The organism is Tenacibaculum sp. TB-53, assembly GCF_059716285.2.
In genome coordinates this window covers 2838383-2856487 of the sequence record NZ_CM202790.1, presented here as the reverse complement: position 1 = coordinate 2856487, position 18105 = coordinate 2838383, and the positions used below count along the sequence as shown (strand labels likewise).

The 18105-nt window shown below is 31.0% G+C and carries 18 protein-coding genes and 1 pseudogene; 14 read left to right on the top strand and 5 right to left on the bottom strand.

Going from position 1 to position 18105, the window contains the following annotated elements; all coding sequences use genetic code 11:
• Positions 1-2: 2 nt before the first annotated feature.
• Positions 3-2741: a TonB-dependent receptor gene (locus tag AC3VJB_RS13070; protein WP_047788170.1), complete on the bottom strand. Its 2739-nt coding sequence runs from the start codon at positions 2739-2741 to the stop codon at positions 3-5.
• Positions 2742-2934: 193 nt separating this feature from the next.
• On the opposite strand from AC3VJB_RS13070, the pseudogene AC3VJB_RS13065 reads away from it, so the two are divergent.
• The 3 genes and pseudogenes from AC3VJB_RS13065 (at position 2935) to serS (ending at position 5600) form a co-directional block, all read left to right on the top strand.
• Positions 2935-3874: pseudogene (locus AC3VJB_RS13065) on the top strand (bifunctional riboflavin kinase/FAD synthetase).
• A 157-nt stretch (positions 3875-4031) separates the two neighbouring features.
• Entirely contained in the window at positions 4032-4259 is a 228-nt protein-coding gene (locus tag AC3VJB_RS13060; RefSeq protein ID WP_047788168.1) for a helix-turn-helix domain-containing protein, read from the top strand.
• Between the two features lie 66 nt (positions 4260-4325).
• A complete protein-coding gene (gene serS / locus AC3VJB_RS13055; protein ID WP_047788167.1) occupies positions 4326-5600 on the top strand; it encodes a serine--tRNA ligase in 1275 nt (424 codons plus the stop codon).
• A 91-nt stretch (positions 5601-5691) separates the two neighbouring features.
• Here the strand turns inward: serS and AC3VJB_RS13050 are convergent, their stop codons facing one another.
• On the bottom strand, positions 5692-5835 hold the full coding sequence (locus tag AC3VJB_RS13050; protein WP_164505161.1) for a hypothetical protein: 144 nt from the start codon (positions 5833-5835) through the stop codon (positions 5692-5694).
• Positions 5836-6012: 177 nt separating this feature from the next.
• Between AC3VJB_RS13050 and AC3VJB_RS13045 the strand changes: the two genes are divergently transcribed.
• The 5 genes from AC3VJB_RS13045 (at position 6013) to mgtE (ending at position 10619) form a co-directional block, all read left to right on the top strand.
• Positions 6013-7788, top strand: a complete 1776-nt coding sequence (locus AC3VJB_RS13045; RefSeq protein ID WP_497667229.1) for a tetratricopeptide repeat protein — start codon at positions 6013-6015, stop codon at positions 7786-7788.
• A 58-nt stretch (positions 7789-7846) separates the two neighbouring features.
• On the top strand, positions 7847-8176 hold the full coding sequence (locus AC3VJB_RS13040; RefSeq protein WP_047788165.1) for a DUF4286 family protein: 330 nt from the start codon (positions 7847-7849) through the stop codon (positions 8174-8176).
• Between the two features lie 2 nt (positions 8177-8178).
• Entirely contained in the window at positions 8179-8367 is a 189-nt protein-coding gene (locus AC3VJB_RS13035; protein ID WP_047788164.1) for a hypothetical protein, read from the top strand.
• A gap of 11 nt (positions 8368-8378) precedes the next feature.
• Positions 8379-9182 carry a 16S rRNA (adenine(1518)-N(6)/adenine(1519)-N(6))-dimethyltransferase RsmA gene (gene rsmA, locus AC3VJB_RS13030; RefSeq protein ID WP_047788163.1) on the top strand — a complete coding sequence of 268 codons (804 nt, stop codon included), beginning with the start codon at positions 8379-8381 and terminating at the stop codon, positions 9180-9182.
• Positions 9183-9269: 87 nt separating this feature from the next.
• On the top strand, positions 9270-10619 hold the full coding sequence (mgtE, locus tag AC3VJB_RS13025; RefSeq protein ID WP_047788162.1) for a magnesium transporter: 1350 nt from the start codon (positions 9270-9272) through the stop codon (positions 10617-10619).
• On the opposite strand, the gene AC3VJB_RS13020 is transcribed toward mgtE, so the two are convergent.
• Both AC3VJB_RS13020 and AC3VJB_RS13015 read right to left on the bottom strand, forming a co-directional pair.
• Positions 10616-11293, bottom strand: coding sequence for a LysE family translocator (locus AC3VJB_RS13020; protein ID WP_047788161.1), 678 nt, complete (start codon positions 11291-11293; stop codon positions 10616-10618). The two genes, mgtE and AC3VJB_RS13020, sit on opposite strands and share 4 nt — an antisense overlap.
• 21 nt (positions 11294-11314) lie before the next feature.
• Positions 11315-12358 (bottom strand): 2Fe-2S iron-sulfur cluster-binding protein, encoded by a 1044-nt coding sequence (locus AC3VJB_RS13015; protein ID WP_497667228.1) that lies wholly within the window; start codon positions 12356-12358, stop codon positions 11315-11317.
• 146 nt (positions 12359-12504) lie between these two features.
• On the opposite strand from AC3VJB_RS13015, the gene AC3VJB_RS13010 reads away from it, so the two are divergent.
• From AC3VJB_RS13010 to AC3VJB_RS12990, 5 genes are read left to right on the top strand one after another with little or no spacing between them, the layout of a single operon-like run.
• Positions 12505-12843, top strand: a complete 339-nt coding sequence (locus tag AC3VJB_RS13010; protein WP_159488839.1) for a PadR family transcriptional regulator — start codon at positions 12505-12507, stop codon at positions 12841-12843.
• Between the two features lie 11 nt (positions 12844-12854).
• Positions 12855-13508, top strand: coding sequence for a hypothetical protein (locus AC3VJB_RS13005; protein ID WP_173360461.1), 654 nt, complete (start codon positions 12855-12857; stop codon positions 13506-13508).
• Positions 13499-14176: a hypothetical protein gene (locus AC3VJB_RS13000; RefSeq protein ID WP_497667227.1), complete on the top strand. Its 678-nt coding sequence runs from the start codon at positions 13499-13501 to the stop codon at positions 14174-14176. Before AC3VJB_RS13005 ends, AC3VJB_RS13000 begins: the two co-directional genes overlap by 10 nt.
• 3 nt (positions 14177-14179) lie before the next feature.
• Positions 14180-14845, top strand: a complete 666-nt coding sequence (locus AC3VJB_RS12995; protein ID WP_497667226.1) for a hypothetical protein — start codon at positions 14180-14182, stop codon at positions 14843-14845.
• A gap of 2 nt (positions 14846-14847) precedes the next feature.
• Positions 14848-15546, top strand: a complete 699-nt coding sequence (locus AC3VJB_RS12990) for a hypothetical protein (protein WP_253679190.1) — start codon at positions 14848-14850, stop codon at positions 15544-15546.
• 33 nt (positions 15547-15579) lie between these two features.
• Here AC3VJB_RS12990 and rsmI read toward each other — a convergent pair whose 3' ends face one another.
• Complete coding sequence (gene rsmI / locus AC3VJB_RS12985; protein WP_159488830.1) at positions 15580-16251, bottom strand: 16S rRNA (cytidine(1402)-2'-O)-methyltransferase; 672 nt, start codon at positions 16249-16251, stop codon at positions 15580-15582.
• 38 nt (positions 16252-16289) lie between these two features.
• Between rsmI and dxs the strand changes: the two genes are divergently transcribed.
• Positions 16290-18059 carry a 1-deoxy-D-xylulose-5-phosphate synthase gene (gene dxs, locus AC3VJB_RS12980; protein ID WP_497667225.1) on the top strand — a complete coding sequence of 590 codons (1770 nt, stop codon included), beginning with the start codon at positions 16290-16292 and terminating at the stop codon, positions 18057-18059.
• Positions 18060-18105: the final 46 nt, after the last annotated feature.

The window sequence follows — 18105 nt, the reverse complement described above, 5'->3', positions numbered from 1 at the left end:
TTTTAGTTATTGATAGTCCAAGAAATGTAATATTGAGAACCTACAGCTCCTACTCCTGGCGCACTTAAGTATTCTTCACCTGTTAAATTAGATCCTCCTACTTTAAATACTGATTTAATTGAAGGAACAGAATAATTAATTTGAGCATCAAGAACTGTTCTTTCTTCAATTGTTCCTTCTAAGAAAGTAGACTGCCAATAAAATTCATTTTGCCAACGAGCACTTACATTAAATCCAAAGTTTTCAAATAAATTTGTATGTCCAAATTGCATTTTTACTTTATGCTCTGGTGTGTTAAATCCAGCTTCAAAATCAGGATCAGAAGCTTGATCAAAATCAAACTTAGACCATGTATAGTTTAACCCAACATCAAACCCGTTAAATACTTTTGTGTTTAATCCTAACCCTACTCCATAAGAATTAACATCTGCCGTTGAATTTGTTTTTACACTAAATGTTCTTACTAAGTCTCTATTAGTTAAGTTATTTATGGTAGCTGGCGTATTTGGGTCTACTAGTACAACTACATCTTTATTAGAAATAAAGTCAGAATACATATTATAATATGTACTAAAATCAATAGATAGTTTGTTTTCTCCTAAGGGAAGTGCTGCACGATATCCAACTTCAAAAGATTTAACTTTTTCTGGCTGCACTAAAGCTGTCTTAACTAATGTAGGATCAGGAATATTTGGATTATTTGGTTCATTCGCTTTTCTACTAATTGAAGCAGCAGAATACCCTCTATTAAGAGCATCTTGACCCGTTAAAGTAAATGTTCCTGTAGTTGTTTGAACAGCAGTTGAAAAACGATCAATATTGTCAGGAGCTGTTCCTAAAATAAAGCCTGCTCCTGTTGCCAAACCAATATATTGGTCTTGGGTAGTTGGGTTACGGAAACCTGTTTGGAAAGACGCTCTAAAGTTATGGTTCTTGTTTTCTCCTGCTGCATAGGCTAAAGAGACTCTTGGTGTAACATTTCCATCAAAATTATCAGACTTATCATAACGGATAGATCCTGTAAACTTCAAACGGTCATCCATCATTTTTTTCTGAACTTGTGTATATACACCGTACTCTCCATATTTAATAGGCCCATCACTATCAGTATAAATAGTACCAAAAGAGTTAAGCTTGTACTGCCTGTAAGAACCTCCTACTTGAACTTCAGCCCAATCAATGTAATCACGTAAGTTTAAGTTTGCATCTGCATGATAGTAACTTGTATTATCTCTAAATCTAGACCCTGTCATTAAATCTGGATCAGCAGTTACTTCATTAAATAGTCTTGTAAACTCAGCAGAACCTGCTTCTGGTCTGTTCCTATCAGCAAAAGCTCTTGCTTGATTATGATTGCTTGCCTGTACTCCAGGAACGGATCCTAAATACGCAGCTGCATATTCTCCAAACCAAACTGAGTTCTCTTTCCATTTACTGTTTATATTTATTGCAGCAAAACGAGTATCATAAGAATCTCCAGCGTCTTCACCTGCATAATACCCTCTTACAAAAAAGTTTTTACCTCTTACTTCTAATTTATGTTGCTCCATAAAGAAGTTAGCAAGATTATAACGGTTTTGTCCTTGATAAATGGTATTACCTGTACCGTATTTTGAATTCCAAATTATTTCAACACGGTCATTTCCCAATGGACGGTAATGAATAGCTCCATTAAACTTTACACTTTTAGCTTCGTTAGACATTAAGTCTACTTCTCTATACCCTGTTCTACTAACATTTCCTATTGCTCCTCCCAAATTAACAGATACTTCATCTCCATATATATTTGCTCCATCATAATTTGGATCATCAGTATGACTCATACCTGGAATATATGTACCACCGATACCTGTTGTGTTTCTATAATCAGTTGCATGCCATTCTTCTCCTTTTAAGTAAGAAAAACTAGCTTTAACAGCAAAATAATCATCAAAAGCATGTGCCATTTTAATTGTAGCATCATAATATCCATTATCTCCTGCTGCTTCTTGACTTGTTAAGCCTGTTTTTAGACCAACACTAATACCTTGCTCGTTAAACGGGTTCTCACTACGCATTAACATAATACCGTTAAAAGCATTAGCTCCATATAAAGCTGAAGCTGCTCCTGGTAAAATTTCAACGCTTTTTACATCTACTTCAGAGATTCCCAATAAGTTTCCTATGGCAAAATTTAATGCTGGTGAAGCATTATCCATACCATCAACTAACTGTACAAAACGCTCATTACCAAAGGTAGCAAAACCACGTGTATTTACTGTTTTAAATGTTAAGCCTCCTGAGTTAATATCAACTCCTTTTAAATTTTCTAATCCATCATAATATGAAGCAGAAGCTGTATTCTTTATTGCTCTTGAATCAAAACGCTCAATTGTTACAGGTGATTCCATAACTCGTTCTGGAGTCCTTGAAGCTGATACAACTACCTCATCTAAAGAGGTTGCGTTTTCTGTTAAGCTAATTTCAACAACTTGGTTGTTTTTTGTTATCTCAACTGTTTTTGTTTGATACCCTAAGGAAGAAATTTCAATAGTAAACGGAGGAGTATCTGTTACCGTCATTGTAAATTTACCATCAAAATCAGTAGACGTTCCTACTGTCTTTCTCGAAACTTTAATGTTTGCTCCTGGTAATGGTCCGCCAAGCGAAGCATCACTAACCGTACCTGTAATGGTAGTTTGAGCAACCATTATTGCTGTACCAAATAGCACAAATGCAACAAGTAATAGTTTTTTCATCATAATGTAAAGTAATTTGTTAACTGTAGTGCAAAATACAATTTTTTTTCATTTACAGAATATTTACCCTGTTTTTTTACAATTATACTAATTATACATCGAAAAACTTACCAAAAACAAATTTTACATTTTATTTAAATTTTTATTATTTATCATCTCATACAAATTGTATTTTTGCTTAAATTTATTAGTTATCTTGGAAGTTATACATTCTCTTTTTGACCTTAACCCTTCTCAAAAAACAATAATCACCATCGGTACTTTTGATGGAGTGCATATTGGGCATCAAAAGATTATTGAAAAGTTAGTTAGTGAAGCAAAAGCTAGTAATAAAAAGTCGGTGTTACTAACATTTTTTCCTCACCCAAGAATGGTATTACAAAAAGATGTTTCTATTAAGTTAATCAATACTATTACCGAAAAAGCTCAACACCTAGAAAAATTAGGGTTAGATTATTTAATAATTCATCCTTTTAGTAAAGAGTTTTCAAGACTTACCGCTTTAGATTTTGTTCGTGATATTTTAGTTAATCAACTAAATATTTCTAAACTGATTATTGGTTACGATCACCATTTTGGTAAAAATAGAGAAGGTAATATTGAACAATTAACAGAGTATTCTCATTTATATGATTTTACTGTTCAAGAAATTCCCGCTCAAGATATTGATGATGTATCAGTTAGTTCTACCAAAATTAGAAAAGCTCTTGCTAACGGGCATTTAAAAACAGCTAATAATTACTTGGGATATAATTTTTCTCTTACTGGAAAAGTTGTGAATGGCAAACAACTAGGAGGAAAAATAGGTTTCCCTACCGCAAATATTGATATCCCTGAAGATTATAAATTAATTCCTAAAACAGGTGTTTATATAATAAAATCTATTATTGAAAACACTACTATTTATGGAATGATGAATATTGGTAATCGAACCAACAGTTGACGGTGAACACCAAACAATTGAAGTACACTATTTCAATTTTAACCAAAATCTATATTGTAAAGAATTAACTATTGAATTACTTTACTATTTAAGAAATGAACAAAAATTTGATTCTGTTTCTTGTTTAATTTCTCAACTGAAAAAAGATAAACAGAATTCGTTACTTTTTCTAAAAAGTTACGTCAAACCCTAACCTTAAAACTATACTTAAAGCCCCCCGGTTTCAAATATTTTTAGAATTAGTATTATTGACGTAACTACACGCAAAGTTAATTTTTTTAACCCCTATATAATGACAAGTATGTCATTATGTATTTCATATGTTTTTAAGAATTTGTATCAAAAAAAGAATGATGCTGTCAAAAAAAGAGGTTACTTTAAAAAAGGTAGCACTTTGTGTAAAAGCTTTAAGAGAAGAATACCACATTACTTCAAGTGAATTTTATATTGATACTGGAATACACCTAGCTAGAATAGAACAAGGAAAAACAAATGTTACTATCACCACTCTTCAAAAAATATGCGACTATTTTAATATTACTTTATCTGACTTCTTTGTAATGCTCGAAGAAATTTAGTACACAAAACACATTGCTTAAGTCTATAGCTTCTTTTATCTTTGCTTTTCTTAAAAAATTAAAAAGATGTTACAGGTTCAGTTTATTAGAGAAAACAAACAAACTGTTTTAGACGGATTAGCAAAACGTAATTTTGCTAATGCCGAAACAATTATTGAAGAAGTATTAACTGCTGATGAAACGCGTAGAACTACACAAGTTTCTTTAGACACTATTTTAGCTGAATCTAACAAAATATCCAAAGAAATTGGCGGGCTTTTTAAGTCTGGTAAAGTTGAAGAAGCAAATCAACTAAAAGCAAAAACAGGTGAATTAAAAGAGCAATCTAAACAGTTAACAGAAGAATTAAATTCAGCTGCAGAGAAATTAAACGAATTATTATATCAAATCCCTAATATTCCTCACCCATCAGTAAAAGCAGGAAAGAATGAAGAAGATAATGAAGAAGTTTTTAAAGAAGGGATTGTTCCTAATTTAGGAGAAAATGCATTACCTCACTGGGAATTAGCGAAGAAATATGATATTATTGATTTTGATTTAGGTGCTAAAATTACGGGTGCAGGTTTTCCTGTTTATAAAGGAAAAGGAGCTCGTTTACAACGTGCTTTAATCAACTATTTTTTAGATAAAAATACCGCTGCTGGGTATAACGAAGTACAGGTTCCTCATTTAGTAAATGAAGCTTCTGGTTTTGGAACAGGACAATTACCTGACAAAGAAGGACAAATGTACCATGTAACTGGAGATAACTTATATTTGATTCCTACTGCTGAGGTTCCAGTAACTAATATGTTTAGAGGCGATTTAGTTAAAGAGGCTGATTTACCTATTGCAGTTACAGGTTACACTCCTTGTTTTCGTCGAGAAGCAGGAAGTTATGGAGCGCATGTTCGTGGATTAAATCGTTTACATCAATTTGATAAAGTTGAGATTGTTCGTGTTGAGCACCCTGACAATTCATACAATGCTTTAAACGGAATGGTAGAACACATTAAAGATATTTTACGTGAGTTAAAATTACCATATCGTATTTTACGCTTATGTGGTGGAGATACAGGGTTTACTTCTGCCTTAACATTCGATTTTGAATTATACTCAACAGCACAAGAGCGTTGGTTAGAAATTAGTTCTGCTTCAAATTTTGAAACTTTTCAAGCAAACCGTTTAAAGTTACGCTTCAAAAATAAAGAAGGTAAAAGTCAATTAGTACATACACTAAATGGTAGTTCTTTAGCTTTACCTCGTGTATTGGCTGGTATTTTAGAAAACTACCAAACTGAAAATGGAATTAAAATTCCTGAAGTACTAGTTCCTTATTGTGGTTTTGATATAATTGATTAATCAATTATAATATAAAAAATGAAAAAACCCCAAGCCTCAATTACGATGCTTGGGATTTTTAATTAATCAATCCCCATTGAAAAAAATATGTTTAATTGGCAACTACTGCTACCATTAATCTCTTGTATTTATTCATTTCTAACAAAGCTTCAAAATACTGAGGTATTTGCCCTTTTCTCATAAATTCATTTGCATTCTGCTTTGCTAACTCATATTGTGTCGTAAAATTTCTCATAGTTTACACTGTTTAGTTGTTTTATTAATAAGACAAAGTTCGTGCCAAAATGTTACACTTCTATTTAAAAAAGCATCTCTTTTAATAGTATTTTAACAATTATGTTCTGTATTTTTGGTAGATAAAACCGCTCTTAGCTGAATTAAACATAAAGCAAAACGCTTAAACTTTTCCAAAATGAAGAAAATCATTATTCTATTTAATTTACTCATTTTAAGCTTATTTTGTCACGCACAACAAAATGAGTTTATTATTGCTGAAAATTATTTTAGAAATAATGAGTATGAAAAAGCCATTCAATTATACAAAAGGCTGTATGATCAAAGCCCCTATAATACAACCTATTTAAAAAAACTAATTACTTGTTATCAAGAAACAGAACAATTTATAGCTGCTGAAAATTTACTCACTCAAAAACTAAAAGAACGACCCAACTTATCTTACTTATATGTAATTCTAGGTTATAATAGTGAACGACAAGAAAAAATAGAAGATGCTAATGAATACTATCAAAAAGCAATTGAGTCCATTAATAAAAAAGCTAATTATGGTTCTTTAATAGCTGGTTTATTTAAAAATTACAGCAAGTTAGATTTAGCTATTGAAGCTTTTAATAAAGTAATGGAAATTAACCCAAAAGCTAATTATGGATTTCAATTAGCACAAATTTATGGTGAAAAAGGAGATTTTGAACAAATGTTCAAGTCGTATATTGATCTGGTTGATAAAAACGAAAGCTACCTCAACAATGTAAAACGTTATGCTGGTAAATATTTAACTGATGATAGCGAAGAGGAAAATAACATTTTGTTTAAAAAAGCGCTATTACGAAAGTCAATAAGTAACCCCAAAGATATTTGGAACGATTTACTTTCTTGGTTATTTATTAGGCAAAAGCAATACAGCAAAGCCCTTATTCAAAACAAAGCATTACTTGCAAGAAACCCTGATAATTTGGGTAAAATTAATGATTTAGGTAAAATAGCTTTAGAGAATAAAGACTATGAAACTGCAAAAGAGTGCTTTGATCTTATTATTGAGAAAACGAATTACCCAAGAGATAAGTTCAATGCCATAAACAACAACCTAAAAATAGCAATTGAGACAAAACAACCTGATGTAGAAGAGCGTTTTAATTCCATCTTCAAAGAATACGGAATTAACTCAAAAACACTTTTCACACAAATAGAGTATGCTAATTACTTAACCTTTACAAAAAACAATCCAGAAGAAGCATCTATCATTTTAAAGAATGCCTTAAACTTTACCAATTCAAAATTTATAAAAGCAACTATAAAACTTAAACTTGGTGATGTTTTTGTTTATATGGGTAAGTTTAACAAAGGGCTAATTTATTTTTCTCAAGTTCAAACACTGTTCAAAAATAATTACATAGGTCAAGAAGCCCGCTTTAAAGTAGCGCAAGCTTCCTACTTTAAAAATGATTTTACTTGGGCAAAAGCTCAACTAAAAGTTCTAAAAGGATCTGCTACACAGCTTATTGCCAATGATGCTGCCGATTTGTTCTTAACAATTTCAGATAACGAGCCTAAAGATAGCATTGGTACAGGTTTAAAAGAATATGCGAAAGCTGATTTATTAACTTATCAAAATAAAAATGACGAAGCAATAGCTATTTTAAGTAATATAATTACTAATTACAGTGGGCAACCTATTGAAGATGAAGCTTTATTTAAACAAGCTCAATTATTTGTTAAAAAGAAACAATATGATAAGGCTATTTTAAATTACACTAAAATAATAGTCCTAGATAAAAAAGGCATTTACGTTGACGATGTATATTATCACATGGCTGAATTATATAATAACGAATTAAATAACTTAGAAAAGGCTAAAGAATACTATCAAAAGATTATTTTTGACCACCCTTCGAGTATCTACCTAGTAGAAGCTCGAAAAAAATTTAGAAAATTAAGAGGAGACGATATTTAATAAACCAAGTTTGAAAATTTATCAATTACTTTATTTTCAAACTTCCAAATTAAAAGAAATGTACATATACAACGTAACAATAAATATAGACGAAAGTATACATGCAGAATGGTTAACATGGATTGAAAGCCATATACCTGAAGTATTAGCTACAGGACACTTTTTAAGTGCTAAAATGACACAAGTGTTGGTTGAGGAAGAAATGGGAGGTATTACCTACTCTATTCAATATACCGCGAAAACACGTGAAGATTTAGATAACTATTATAAATATAGCGCAGACAAACTACGTAATGACGGATTAAAAAAGTTTGCTGATAAAATGCTTGCTTTTCGAACTGAATTGAAAATAGTAAATGAATTTTATCCTACAGTGAATAGTAACTAGAGATGCAAGAAAAAATCTATCAAAAGAAAAAACTACTTATAATAATAGGCATACTCATAGCAACTTTAGGTGGAGTCATGGGGTATTGCACTTATGAAAATAATCCTTGGGAAACCATTAGTGGAGTAATTAGTGGGATAGGTTTTGGACTAACATTTATAGCGTTAACAATAAAATCGCCAACCAAATAGATACAATAAAAATGACCGTAAGAGCTAAAAAACATTTAGGACAGCATTTTTTAAACGATGAAAACATTGCAAAAAAAATAGCTGATACTTTAACTGAAAACGGATACAATAATGTATTAGAAATTGGTCCTGGAATGGGGGTTTTAACAAAGTATTTATTAGAAAAAAAAACTAAGGTTACCGTAATGGAACTAGATTCAGAATCGGTAACCTATTTACAAGAAACATTTCCTGTTGAACATATTAAGTTAGACACTTCAAAAGAGAAGTTTACCATTATTGAAGGTGATTTTTTAAAAAAAGACTTTACCAAAATATTTGATAAGCAACAAGTAGCCATTATTGGTAACTTTCCTTATAACATTTCTTCTCAAATCGTTTTTAAAGCTATTGAAAACCGCGAATTTGTTCCTGAGTTTTCAGGAATGTTTCAAAAGGAAGTTGCTCAACGAATTGCAGAAAAAGAAGGAAGCAAAACCTACGGAATACTCTCGGTATTAACACAAGCTTTTTACAATGCTGAATACTTATTTACCGTACCTCCTTCTGTATTCAATCCACCACCAAAAGTAGATTCTGGAGTTATTAGACTTATCAGAAAAGAGAACTATACACTTCCTGTTGATGAAAAATTATTTTTTAGAGTGGTAAAAACAGCTTTCAATCAACGAAGAAAAATGTTACGTTCCAGTTTAAAATCTTTTAATCTTTCGGATACCTTAAAAGAAGACCCTATATTTGCGATGCGTCCCGAACAATTATCGGTGCAAAAATTCATTGAGTTGACACAAAAAATAGCTCAAAATAATAGTTAAGAGTCCTTTTTAGACAAGAACAAGTCTTCTTTTTGAATTAGATTTCAACATATTCAAAACCTCGATTATCGAGCAAAATTGCAAGTAATGGCACTAGAAATCACAAAAGACTTATTAGAAAACGTAAAAGAACTGATTCAGCAACAAAAAGACACAGCTCTTTCTGAAGTTTTTTCAGATATTCACTATGCTGATATTGCTGAAGTTTTAGATGAACTCACTTTTGAAGAAGCAGTTTACATTATACGTTTATTAGATAGCGAAACAACTTCAGATGTATTAATGGAAGTTGATGAAGAGGTTCGTGAAAAAGTTTTTGAACAACTTTCTGCCAAAGAAATTGCCGAAGAGGTTAATGAACTTGATACCGATGATGCTGCCGATGTTATTGCCGAACTTCCTGAAGAGCGAAAACAAGCTGTTATTCAAAAAATTGAAGACAGAGAGCACGCTAAAGAAATTGTAGAGCTACTTCGTTATGATGAAGACTCTGCTGGAGGTTTAATGGCAAAAGAGCTTGTAAAAGTTAATGAGAATTGGAATGTGCTTACTTGTGTTAAAAAAATGCGACTGCAGGCAGAAGAGGTTACTAGAGTTCATTCTATTTATGTAGTTGATGATGAAGGTAAGCTAAAAGGACGTTTGTCTTTGAAAGACTTGTTAATGGCGTCTACTCGTTCTAAAATTTCAGATGTCTACATTCCAAAAGTAGATTTTGTTCATGTACACGACGATGCGGAAGATGTAGCTAACATCATGCGTAAATATGACCTAGAAGCTATTCCTGTTGTGGATGAATTAGGTGTTTTGGTAGGTAGAATTACTATTGATGATATTGTTGATGTAATTAAAGAAGAAGCTGAAAAAGATTATCAATTAGCCGCAGGTATTACTCAAGATGTTGACTCCGAAGATAGCATTTTACAATTAACGCGAGCTCGATTACCATGGTTATTCTTAGGTTTAATTGGAGGTATTGGAGCAGCAAGAATTATGGGTTTTTTTGAAGGTGCTTTAGAAGATAATGCTGTTCTCTTTATGTTTACACCTCTTATTGCTGCTATGGCTGGTAATGTAGGGGTACAATCTTCTGCCATTATTGTTCAAGGCTTAGCTAATGATGATGTAAAAGGAAGTGTTACTAATAGGTTATTAAAAGAAATGTCTTTAGCTGCTGTAAACGGACTTGTTTTAGCTATTATTTTGTTTTTCTTTATTTGGGTTTGGAAAGGAGACATAACAATTGCCTCTGCTATTTCATCTTCTTTATTTGCAGTAATTATTGTAGCTGGTTTAGTGGGTACTTTTATTCCTTTATTTTTAGATAAAAGAGGCATAGATCCAGCTATTGCTACAGGACCTTTTATTACAACAAGTAATGATATTTTTGGAATCTTAATCTACTTTTCAATAGCCAAAATAATTATTGGTTTTTAATCTATTGATTCTACTTTTTCTATCAGGTTATCAATCTTACTTTCAGGAATAAATCCTTTTAGCATTAATACAGCACCAAAAACAATTAACAATACTCCCATTCCTCGTTTTATTCGATAAATAACTAATGGAGTTAGCCTACTTTTTAATTGTTTAGCAAGTAATATTTTTCCTAAATCTGTAATTGCGTAGCCTGCTATTACAGTACCAAAATACCAAACTAAGTACTTAGGATTCATATCGTATGTTGGTCCTATAACCACGATTAAACCAAGCCAAAAGGCTAATACACCTATATTTATAAAATTTAGGAAAAAACCTTTAAAAAGAAGCTTTAAATAATTATTGCTTTCTGGTAAAACAACATCAGGAGCTTCTGCTTCTTTCTTATTATTTTTATCTAAATAAGTAATTAACCCATAAATAATAAGCACCAATCCTCCAATAAGAAACAAGCGTGGATCATCTTTTATTTTTTCCAACAGACTTCTACTTCCAAAATAGGCTATTAACATAAATGAAATATCACCTAAGATCACACCTATATCAAAGGCTATTGCCGCACGAGCACCTTTTAAAATACTTGTTTTAATGAGCATAAAAAATACTGGCCCTATCATAAAAGCCATGAAAACACCAACAAAGAAGGCGTTTTTAAAGTCGTAAAAATCCATTTTATAAAGTTACGGTTTTACTTATACATCATCAAAGTCTACTACAACTTTCTGCGTCGTAGGATGTGCTTGACAAGTAAGTATTAAACCTTCTTCTAGCTCATCATCAGTTAAAATAGAGTTTTTGGTCATAACAGCTTTACCTTCTGTAACTTTTGCAATACAACTACTACAAACACCTCCTTGGCAAGAATAAGGAGCATCTAATTTATTTCGTAAACTTGCGGCTAAAATAGTATCTGTTTGCTTCATTGTAAAACTAGTCTCTTCATCATCTAATACTACTTTAATTTCTGTTTCTCCTTCTTTTATTAAATCTGTATTTTCCTCAGCTGTAGAAGCTGTAAATAATTCAAAGTGAATGGCGCTTTTTGATAAACCATTTTCTTTAAGTGTTTCAGAAGCTATCTTAATCATTTCTTCTGGTCCACATAAAAAAGCTGCATCAAACACTACTTCTTTATAAAGATTCTTTACAAAGTAGTTTATGTGTCCTTTGTCAATTCTTCCAAACAATGTATTCTCTTTACGCTCTCTACTATACACATAATGTAAGTTAAATTGTTTGGGATACTCTTGTTGTAATAAATTTAAATCATTATAAAAAATAGTATCATTAATACTTTTGTTCCCATAAACTAGTGTAAAGGTTGATGATGAATCTTCTAAAACACTTTTAATCATTGACAATACAGGGGTAATACCACTACCTGCTGCAAAAGCAATATAATTTTTGTTGTTTTCAGGAGTTAATATAAATTTTCCTTCAGGAACTGCTACTTCTAATTCATCTCCTTTTTTTAATTGAGTAGTTGCAAATGTTGAAAATTTCCCGTTTTCAACAGCTTTTACTGCTACTTTTAGTTGATTACTTTTCGGTGCAGCACATATAGAATAAGCTCTACGAACTTCTTCTCCTTTAATTATTGCTTTTAAAGTAATGTATTGCCCTGCTATAAATTGAAACTTGCTCTTTAAGTCTGCAGGAACATTAAAAAGTATTGAAACAGCATCTTTTGTTTCTTTTATTATTTCTTCTATTGTTAGTTTATAAAAAGTACTCATGTAGTCTAATTTGAACAGCAAAAATAACAAACTCAATACTAACAAAAGTTAGGGTTTTACAAAAAGTACACTTAAGATTTTTATACATAAGTAAATTATGTATATTTGCATACCTAAAAATCTTAGGCATAAGAAAACTCATAATCATGGGAAATCAAAAACTATATAAAGGATCATTACAAACTATTATTTTAAAATTATTAGCTCAAAATGATAAAATGTACGGGTATGAAATAACGCAAAAAGTAAAAGAGCTTACCAAAGGTGAATTAAAGATTACTGAAGGAGCTTTATACCCAGCTTTACATAAATTAGAAGCCGAAGGATTGCTGGATGTTGAAGTTGCTAAAGTTGGTAATCGCTTACGTAAATATTATAAACTCACCGAAAGCGGCACGAAAGAAACAGCTCATCGTCTTTCTGAAATGCAAGAGTTTTTAAGCACCATGCAACAATTGGTAAACCCAAAATTTAGTTTGGAATAATTTTTTTAGCTATGGAATTAACAAAAAAACAAATACTAAGAGTAGAAAAACACCTTGATGTAAAAAAAGTATACTATATAGATATTAGAATTGAAGTATTAGATCATATTGTTTCAGAGTTAGAAAACAATATAAACAAAAACACTTCTTTTGAAGATGCTTTTTGCAACACTATTAAAAAGTGGAATACTCTATTAGAAAGCTCATCTAGTGTTTATTTAGGTTATGCCTATAGTAAGCCAAAAATTATAATTGATAAAATGAAAAAATATGGTAGACCTCATGCTATTAAAATATGGGGGACTATTGCTTTAATGTTTTTATTACTTAGTTCAAAACCAGAAGTAACTACTTCACATGCGCAAACAATAAACTTTTTTGCAAAACTTTTTATCTATACTGTATCTTTTATTATTAGTTTAGGCTACATCGTAATATGGCAATCAAAACAAAAAACATCCTATCGTTTTCTTTTTGAATCGCAAGTATTACCTTATATCCTTTTACCCCTGATGCTTTTCGGTGATTTTCTTACTGAAAAGGGTAATCTTGACCTTGTTCAAATGGTAATGCTACTATTTAGTGCTTTTACTGTACAACTAGGTATAAAGCTATATAAAAACCACTTCTTATCTGTAAAAAAATATGCTTACAAATGGAACTAACAAAAGAACAAATACAAGAAATTGACAACTATATCAATGCTTGTGGTATTAAACTTTATGATATAAAAGCTGAATTAGTAGACCATTTTGCTTCAATTTTAGAAGAGCGCCTAGGAAAAGAACCTGAATTAGATATTAAAAAAGCTATTATAGAAGAACATAAAAAGTTTAGTGATCAAGGTTTTAAAAAACTATTAAAAACAAAAACCGATGCTGTTCACAAACGCTTTTATAAACTGGCTTTTGTACACTTACAATCATTTTTTAAATTCCCTAAACTAATAATAACAATTGCTATTTTTTATCTACTTAAAGAATTAATGAACCTCTTTGAAAATAAAGAACATTTCTTCTATTTACTTAGTGGAATTGGTCTTTTTATTATAGCACAATTGTTCATTCGAGTAACTACTAACATTGGAAGTAAAAAAGATAAATTTCTTGTTCTGAATAAGTCAGACATATTTTTAAACCTTATAAACTCTCTTTTTATCATTTTTAACAGTAGTCTTAATTTCCGAAACGACCAAAGTTTTATTAATACTAATTATAATTTAATTCATTTAGGAGTATTTGTTTTATTACTACTTTTTTATTGGTCTGGTGAATATGTCTTTTATCAAAATAAACAAACCATAAAAAAACAATATCCTAACGTATTGGTTTAAGCTATGGAACTAACAAAAGAACAAATTAAAAGAATAGACATCTTCTTAGAAGGAATAGGAATTGAATATATCGAGGTCCGTTTTGAAATGGTAGATCATATTGCTACTGAAATTGAAAATACAGTTGAAGATACGAATGCTTTTTTTGAAGGCAAAGGTTTTCAAGTACCTTTTATAAAGTATATGTTGAGCAGAAAAAAAGCTCTAAAAAACCGATATGAAAAACAAACTAAAAAATTACATTGGTATTATACTAAAACTATTTTAAAAGACATCTTAAAAAAAGTCATATACCCTAAAAATGTACTCGTTATACTTTTCTTTTCGTTTATATGCTTCTTTTTTGGCCCTAAATATGTTAAAGAAACTTCTGTTTTTATTTTTAGTTCATTAATGCTAAATCTTGTATATACGTCATATGTTTCCTATAATTTTATAAAGAAATATAAGCTTCTTAAAATTGTAAAAACTTACTCTTTTGTAAGCTCATTTGTTATTATTATTGCTTTAAACTTTCCTAATTTTTTAGATATTTTTTATAATGGTAATTATCAAAAAAGTGCTATATACGTTTATCTAACTGCTTTTATTTTTAATTACTTACTCTCTCAAAGTTTTCTAGAAAAAAGAGATTTTATTGAAAAAAAATATCAGTATTTAATTCAATAGCTATGCAACTAACCGACCAACATATAAAACATTTGTACAAGTTTACACGTCAACACTTTGTTGAGCATTATGATGTCCAAACAGAACTGGTAGATCATCTAGCCAACGATATTGAACAAATTTGGGAAGAAAATCCAACACTAACTTTTGAGCAAGCTCGCGATAAATCGTTTAAAAAATTTGGTGTGTTTGGATTTATGAATGTAGTAGAAGAAAAGCAAAAACAGATGAATAAAAAATATTTTCTAATTATTTTAGGTTTTGTAAAACAGTGGTTTTCTATTCCTAAAATAGTATTAACATTCTCAATGTTTTATTGCTTTTATCTTTTATTACAGTTTTCTTTTTCTAAAAATTTATTTAATGGATTTTTCTTTATAGTTATCCTAATAGAGTTTTTTATGTTGTTCAAAAAAAGGAAAAAATTAAATGTAAAATTCAAAAAAACAGGAAAAAAATGGATGTTGGAGGATATTATACAAACTCAAAATCATGGAAATGTTGTATTTCTATTATTTTACATTTTTCAATTTATAACTCCTAGTTCATATGAAAACCTAAGTGGATTTACTTCTGTAATCATAGCTTTTGTTACTACACTAGCAATTATTATTGGTTACATAAGTTTAATAATCATACCCAATAAAGCTAAAAAACTTCTCGAAGAACAGTATCCAGAATATAAATTTACCAACAATTAAAAATTTAAGAATTAAATAATACAAAAATCTAACCTATTTTTTCCCTTCAACAACAATAACAATTTCACCTTTAGCAGGTTTTTCAGTATAATATGATAGCACTTCTTTTACACTTCCTCGTTTGGTTTCTTCAAACAATTTTGTCAATTCTCTAGAAACAGATATTTGTCTGTCCTCTCCAAAATATTCAGCAAAATTTGCTAACGTTTTTAATAATTTATGCGGACTCTCATAAAAAATCATAGTACGTGTTTCTTCTGCTAAGAATTGTAAACGTGTTTGACGTCCTTTTTTTACAGGTAAAAAGCCTTCAAAAACAAATTTATCATTCGGTAAACCTGAGTTTACCAGTGCAGGTACAAAAGCGGTCGCTCCTGGTAAGCATTCCACCTCTATATCGTTTTGTACACAAGCTCTGGTAAGTAAAAAACCAGGATCTGAAATTGCAGGAGTTCCTGCATCTGAAATTAAAGCAAAAGTTTCACCACTCTGCAAACGTTTTACAATCGTTTCAACCGTTTTGTGCTCATTATGCATATGATGAGATTGCATAGGTGTAGCAATATCATAGTGCTTTAACAACTTCCCACTTGTACGTGTATCTTCCGCCAAAATATAGTCTACTTCTTTTAAAATATTGAGTGCTCTTAGCGTAATATCTTCTAAATTTCCAATCGGTGTAGGTACCAAATACAGTTTACTCATACAACAAAGCTACAACAAAGTTTTCTTACATTTGTCCTATGCCAAAAAAGCTGTTAAAAAATATTGGTTTTCCTTCGGATGTAAGGAAATTAACACCTGAAAACCTACCGCAACTAGCAAAGGAATTGCGTGAGTTTATTATTGATGTGGTTTCCACAAAAGAAGGGCATTTAGGTGCAAGCTTAGGTGTGGTTGAACTAACCATAGCACTTCATTATTTATTTGATACTCCTAACGATTTGCTAGTTTGGGATGTAGGACATCAAGCATACGGACATAAAATTTTAACAGGAAGAAAAGACGTTTTTCATACCAATCGTCAATTTGGCGGAGTTTCAGGATTTCCTAAACGCTCAGAAAGTGAGTACGACACTTTTGGTGTAGGACATTCTTCTACTGCTATTTCAGCTGCTTTAGGAATGGCAATTGCCTCAAAATTACAAGACATTGAAAAGCATCATATTGCGGTGATTGGTGATGCCTCTATCGCAAGTGGAATGGCTTTTGAAGCCTTAAATCACGCAGGAGACACCAATGCTAACCTTTTGGTTATTTTAAATGATAATGCGATTGGAATTGATCCATCGGTAGGTGCGTTAAAAGATTATTTAACAAAAATCAAAGCTCCTCGATTAGAGATTGAGCAGCATAATATTTTTGAAGCATTAAACTTCGATTATTCAGGGCCTATAGACGGACATAATTTTGAAGAGTTATTACGTGAACTAGATCGATTAAAAAAAATTCAAGGCCCGAAATTTTTACACGTAATTACTACCAAAGGGAAAGGGTTACGACAAGCAGAACAAGATCAAGTAAGATATCACGCCCCAGGAAAATTTGATAAAGTTTCTGGGGATGTATTACCTAAAGAAGAAAGTAAATACACCAAATTTCAAGATGTTTTTGGAAAAACCATTGTTGAACTAGCACAACTAAACGAAAAAATCGTAGGCATTACGCCTGCTATGTTAACTGGAAGTTCGTTAAAATTTATGATGCAAGAGTTTCCTGATCGTACTTTTGATGTAGGTATTGCTGAACAACATGCTGTAACCTTAGCTGCAGGTATGGCAACTCAAGGACTAATTCCTTTTTGTAACATTTATTCTACTTTTTTACAGCGTGCTTATGACCAAATAATTCACGATGTAGCTCTACAAAACTTACCTGTAATTTTCTGTTTAGACAGAGCTGGATTAGTAGGTGAAGACGGAGCAACACATCACGGTGTTTTTGATTTAGCCTACTTACGTTCTATTCCGAATTTAATTGTTTTTGCTCCTCGTAACGAAATTGAGTTGCGTAATATGATGTTTACCGCTCAACAAGGGTTAGAGCATCCAATTGCAATTCGTTATCCAAGAGGTAAGGGAAAACTAGAACAATGGCAGCTTCCTTTTGAAAACATTGAAATAGGAAAAGGAGCTTGTTTGAAAGAAGGAAATCAAGTAGCTATGTTGTCTGTAGGAACTATTGCTGATAATATCTCTGAAGCGATTAATCAATTTGAAAATAAAGAATTGGTTGCACATTACGATTTACGCTTTGTAAAGCCTTTAGACACCCAACTTTTAGATACTATTTTCAACAAATTTGATACCATTATCACTGTTGAGGATGGCACTATCAAAGGTGGATTTGGAAGTGAAGTATTAGAATATGCTTATGAAGTAAACTATCAAGGAAAAATGAAACTATTAGGAATTCCTGATGAGTTTATACATCACGGTACGATTCAACAATTACAAGAAGTTTGTGGAATAGATGTTAATTCAATTAAAAAAACAATTCAAGATTTATTATAAAAGAAAAGCGAACCAAGTTGGTTCGCTTTTTAACTTTTTATTTTAA

Excerpts from the sequence above, each read along its gene's own strand:
- AC3VJB_RS13005 (WP_173360461.1), top strand. The coding sequence starts at position 12,855 with ATGGAATTAACAAAAAAACAAATACTAAGAGTAGAAAAACACCTTGAT.
- AC3VJB_RS13040 (WP_047788165.1), top strand. The coding sequence starts at position 7,847 with ATGTACATATACAACGTAACAATAAATATAGACGAAAGTATACATGCA.
- AC3VJB_RS13010 (WP_159488839.1), top strand. The coding sequence starts at position 12,505 with ATGGGAAATCAAAAACTATATAAAGGATCATTACAAACTATTATTTTA.
- AC3VJB_RS13015 (WP_497667228.1), bottom strand. The coding sequence starts at position 12,358 with ATGAGTACTTTTTATAAACTAACAATAGAAGAAATAATAAAAGAAACA.
- AC3VJB_RS13050 (WP_164505161.1), bottom strand. The coding sequence starts at position 5,835 with ATGAGAAATTTTACGACACAATATGAGTTAGCAAAGCAGAATGCAAAT.
- AC3VJB_RS13045 (WP_497667229.1), top strand. The coding sequence starts at position 6,013 with ATGAAGAAAATCATTATTCTATTTAATTTACTCATTTTAAGCTTATTT.
- AC3VJB_RS13060 (WP_047788168.1), top strand. The coding sequence starts at position 4,032 with ATGATGCTGTCAAAAAAAGAGGTTACTTTAAAAAAGGTAGCACTTTGT.
- AC3VJB_RS13000 (WP_497667227.1), top strand. The coding sequence starts at position 13,499 with ATGGAACTAACAAAAGAACAAATACAAGAAATTGACAACTATATCAAT.
- AC3VJB_RS12990 (WP_253679190.1), top strand. The coding sequence starts at position 14,848 with ATGCAACTAACCGACCAACATATAAAACATTTGTACAAGTTTACACGT.
- AC3VJB_RS13070 (WP_047788170.1), bottom strand. The coding sequence starts at position 2,741 with ATGATGAAAAAACTATTACTTGTTGCATTTGTGCTATTTGGTACAGCA.
- rsmI (WP_159488830.1), bottom strand. The coding sequence starts at position 16,251 with ATGAGTAAACTGTATTTGGTACCTACACCGATTGGAAATTTAGAAGAT.
- AC3VJB_RS13020 (WP_047788161.1), bottom strand. The coding sequence starts at position 11,293 with ATGGATTTTTACGACTTTAAAAACGCCTTCTTTGTTGGTGTTTTCATG.
- serS (WP_047788167.1), top strand. The coding sequence starts at position 4,326 with ATGTTACAGGTTCAGTTTATTAGAGAAAACAAACAAACTGTTTTAGAC.
- AC3VJB_RS13035 (WP_047788164.1), top strand. The coding sequence starts at position 8,179 with ATGCAAGAAAAAATCTATCAAAAGAAAAAACTACTTATAATAATAGGC.
- dxs (WP_497667225.1), top strand. The coding sequence starts at position 16,290 with ATGCCAAAAAAGCTGTTAAAAAATATTGGTTTTCCTTCGGATGTAAGG.
- mgtE (WP_047788162.1), top strand. The coding sequence starts at position 9,270 with ATGGCACTAGAAATCACAAAAGACTTATTAGAAAACGTAAAAGAACTG.
- AC3VJB_RS12995 (WP_497667226.1), top strand. The coding sequence starts at position 14,180 with ATGGAACTAACAAAAGAACAAATTAAAAGAATAGACATCTTCTTAGAA.
- rsmA (WP_047788163.1), top strand. The coding sequence starts at position 8,379 with ATGACCGTAAGAGCTAAAAAACATTTAGGACAGCATTTTTTAAACGAT.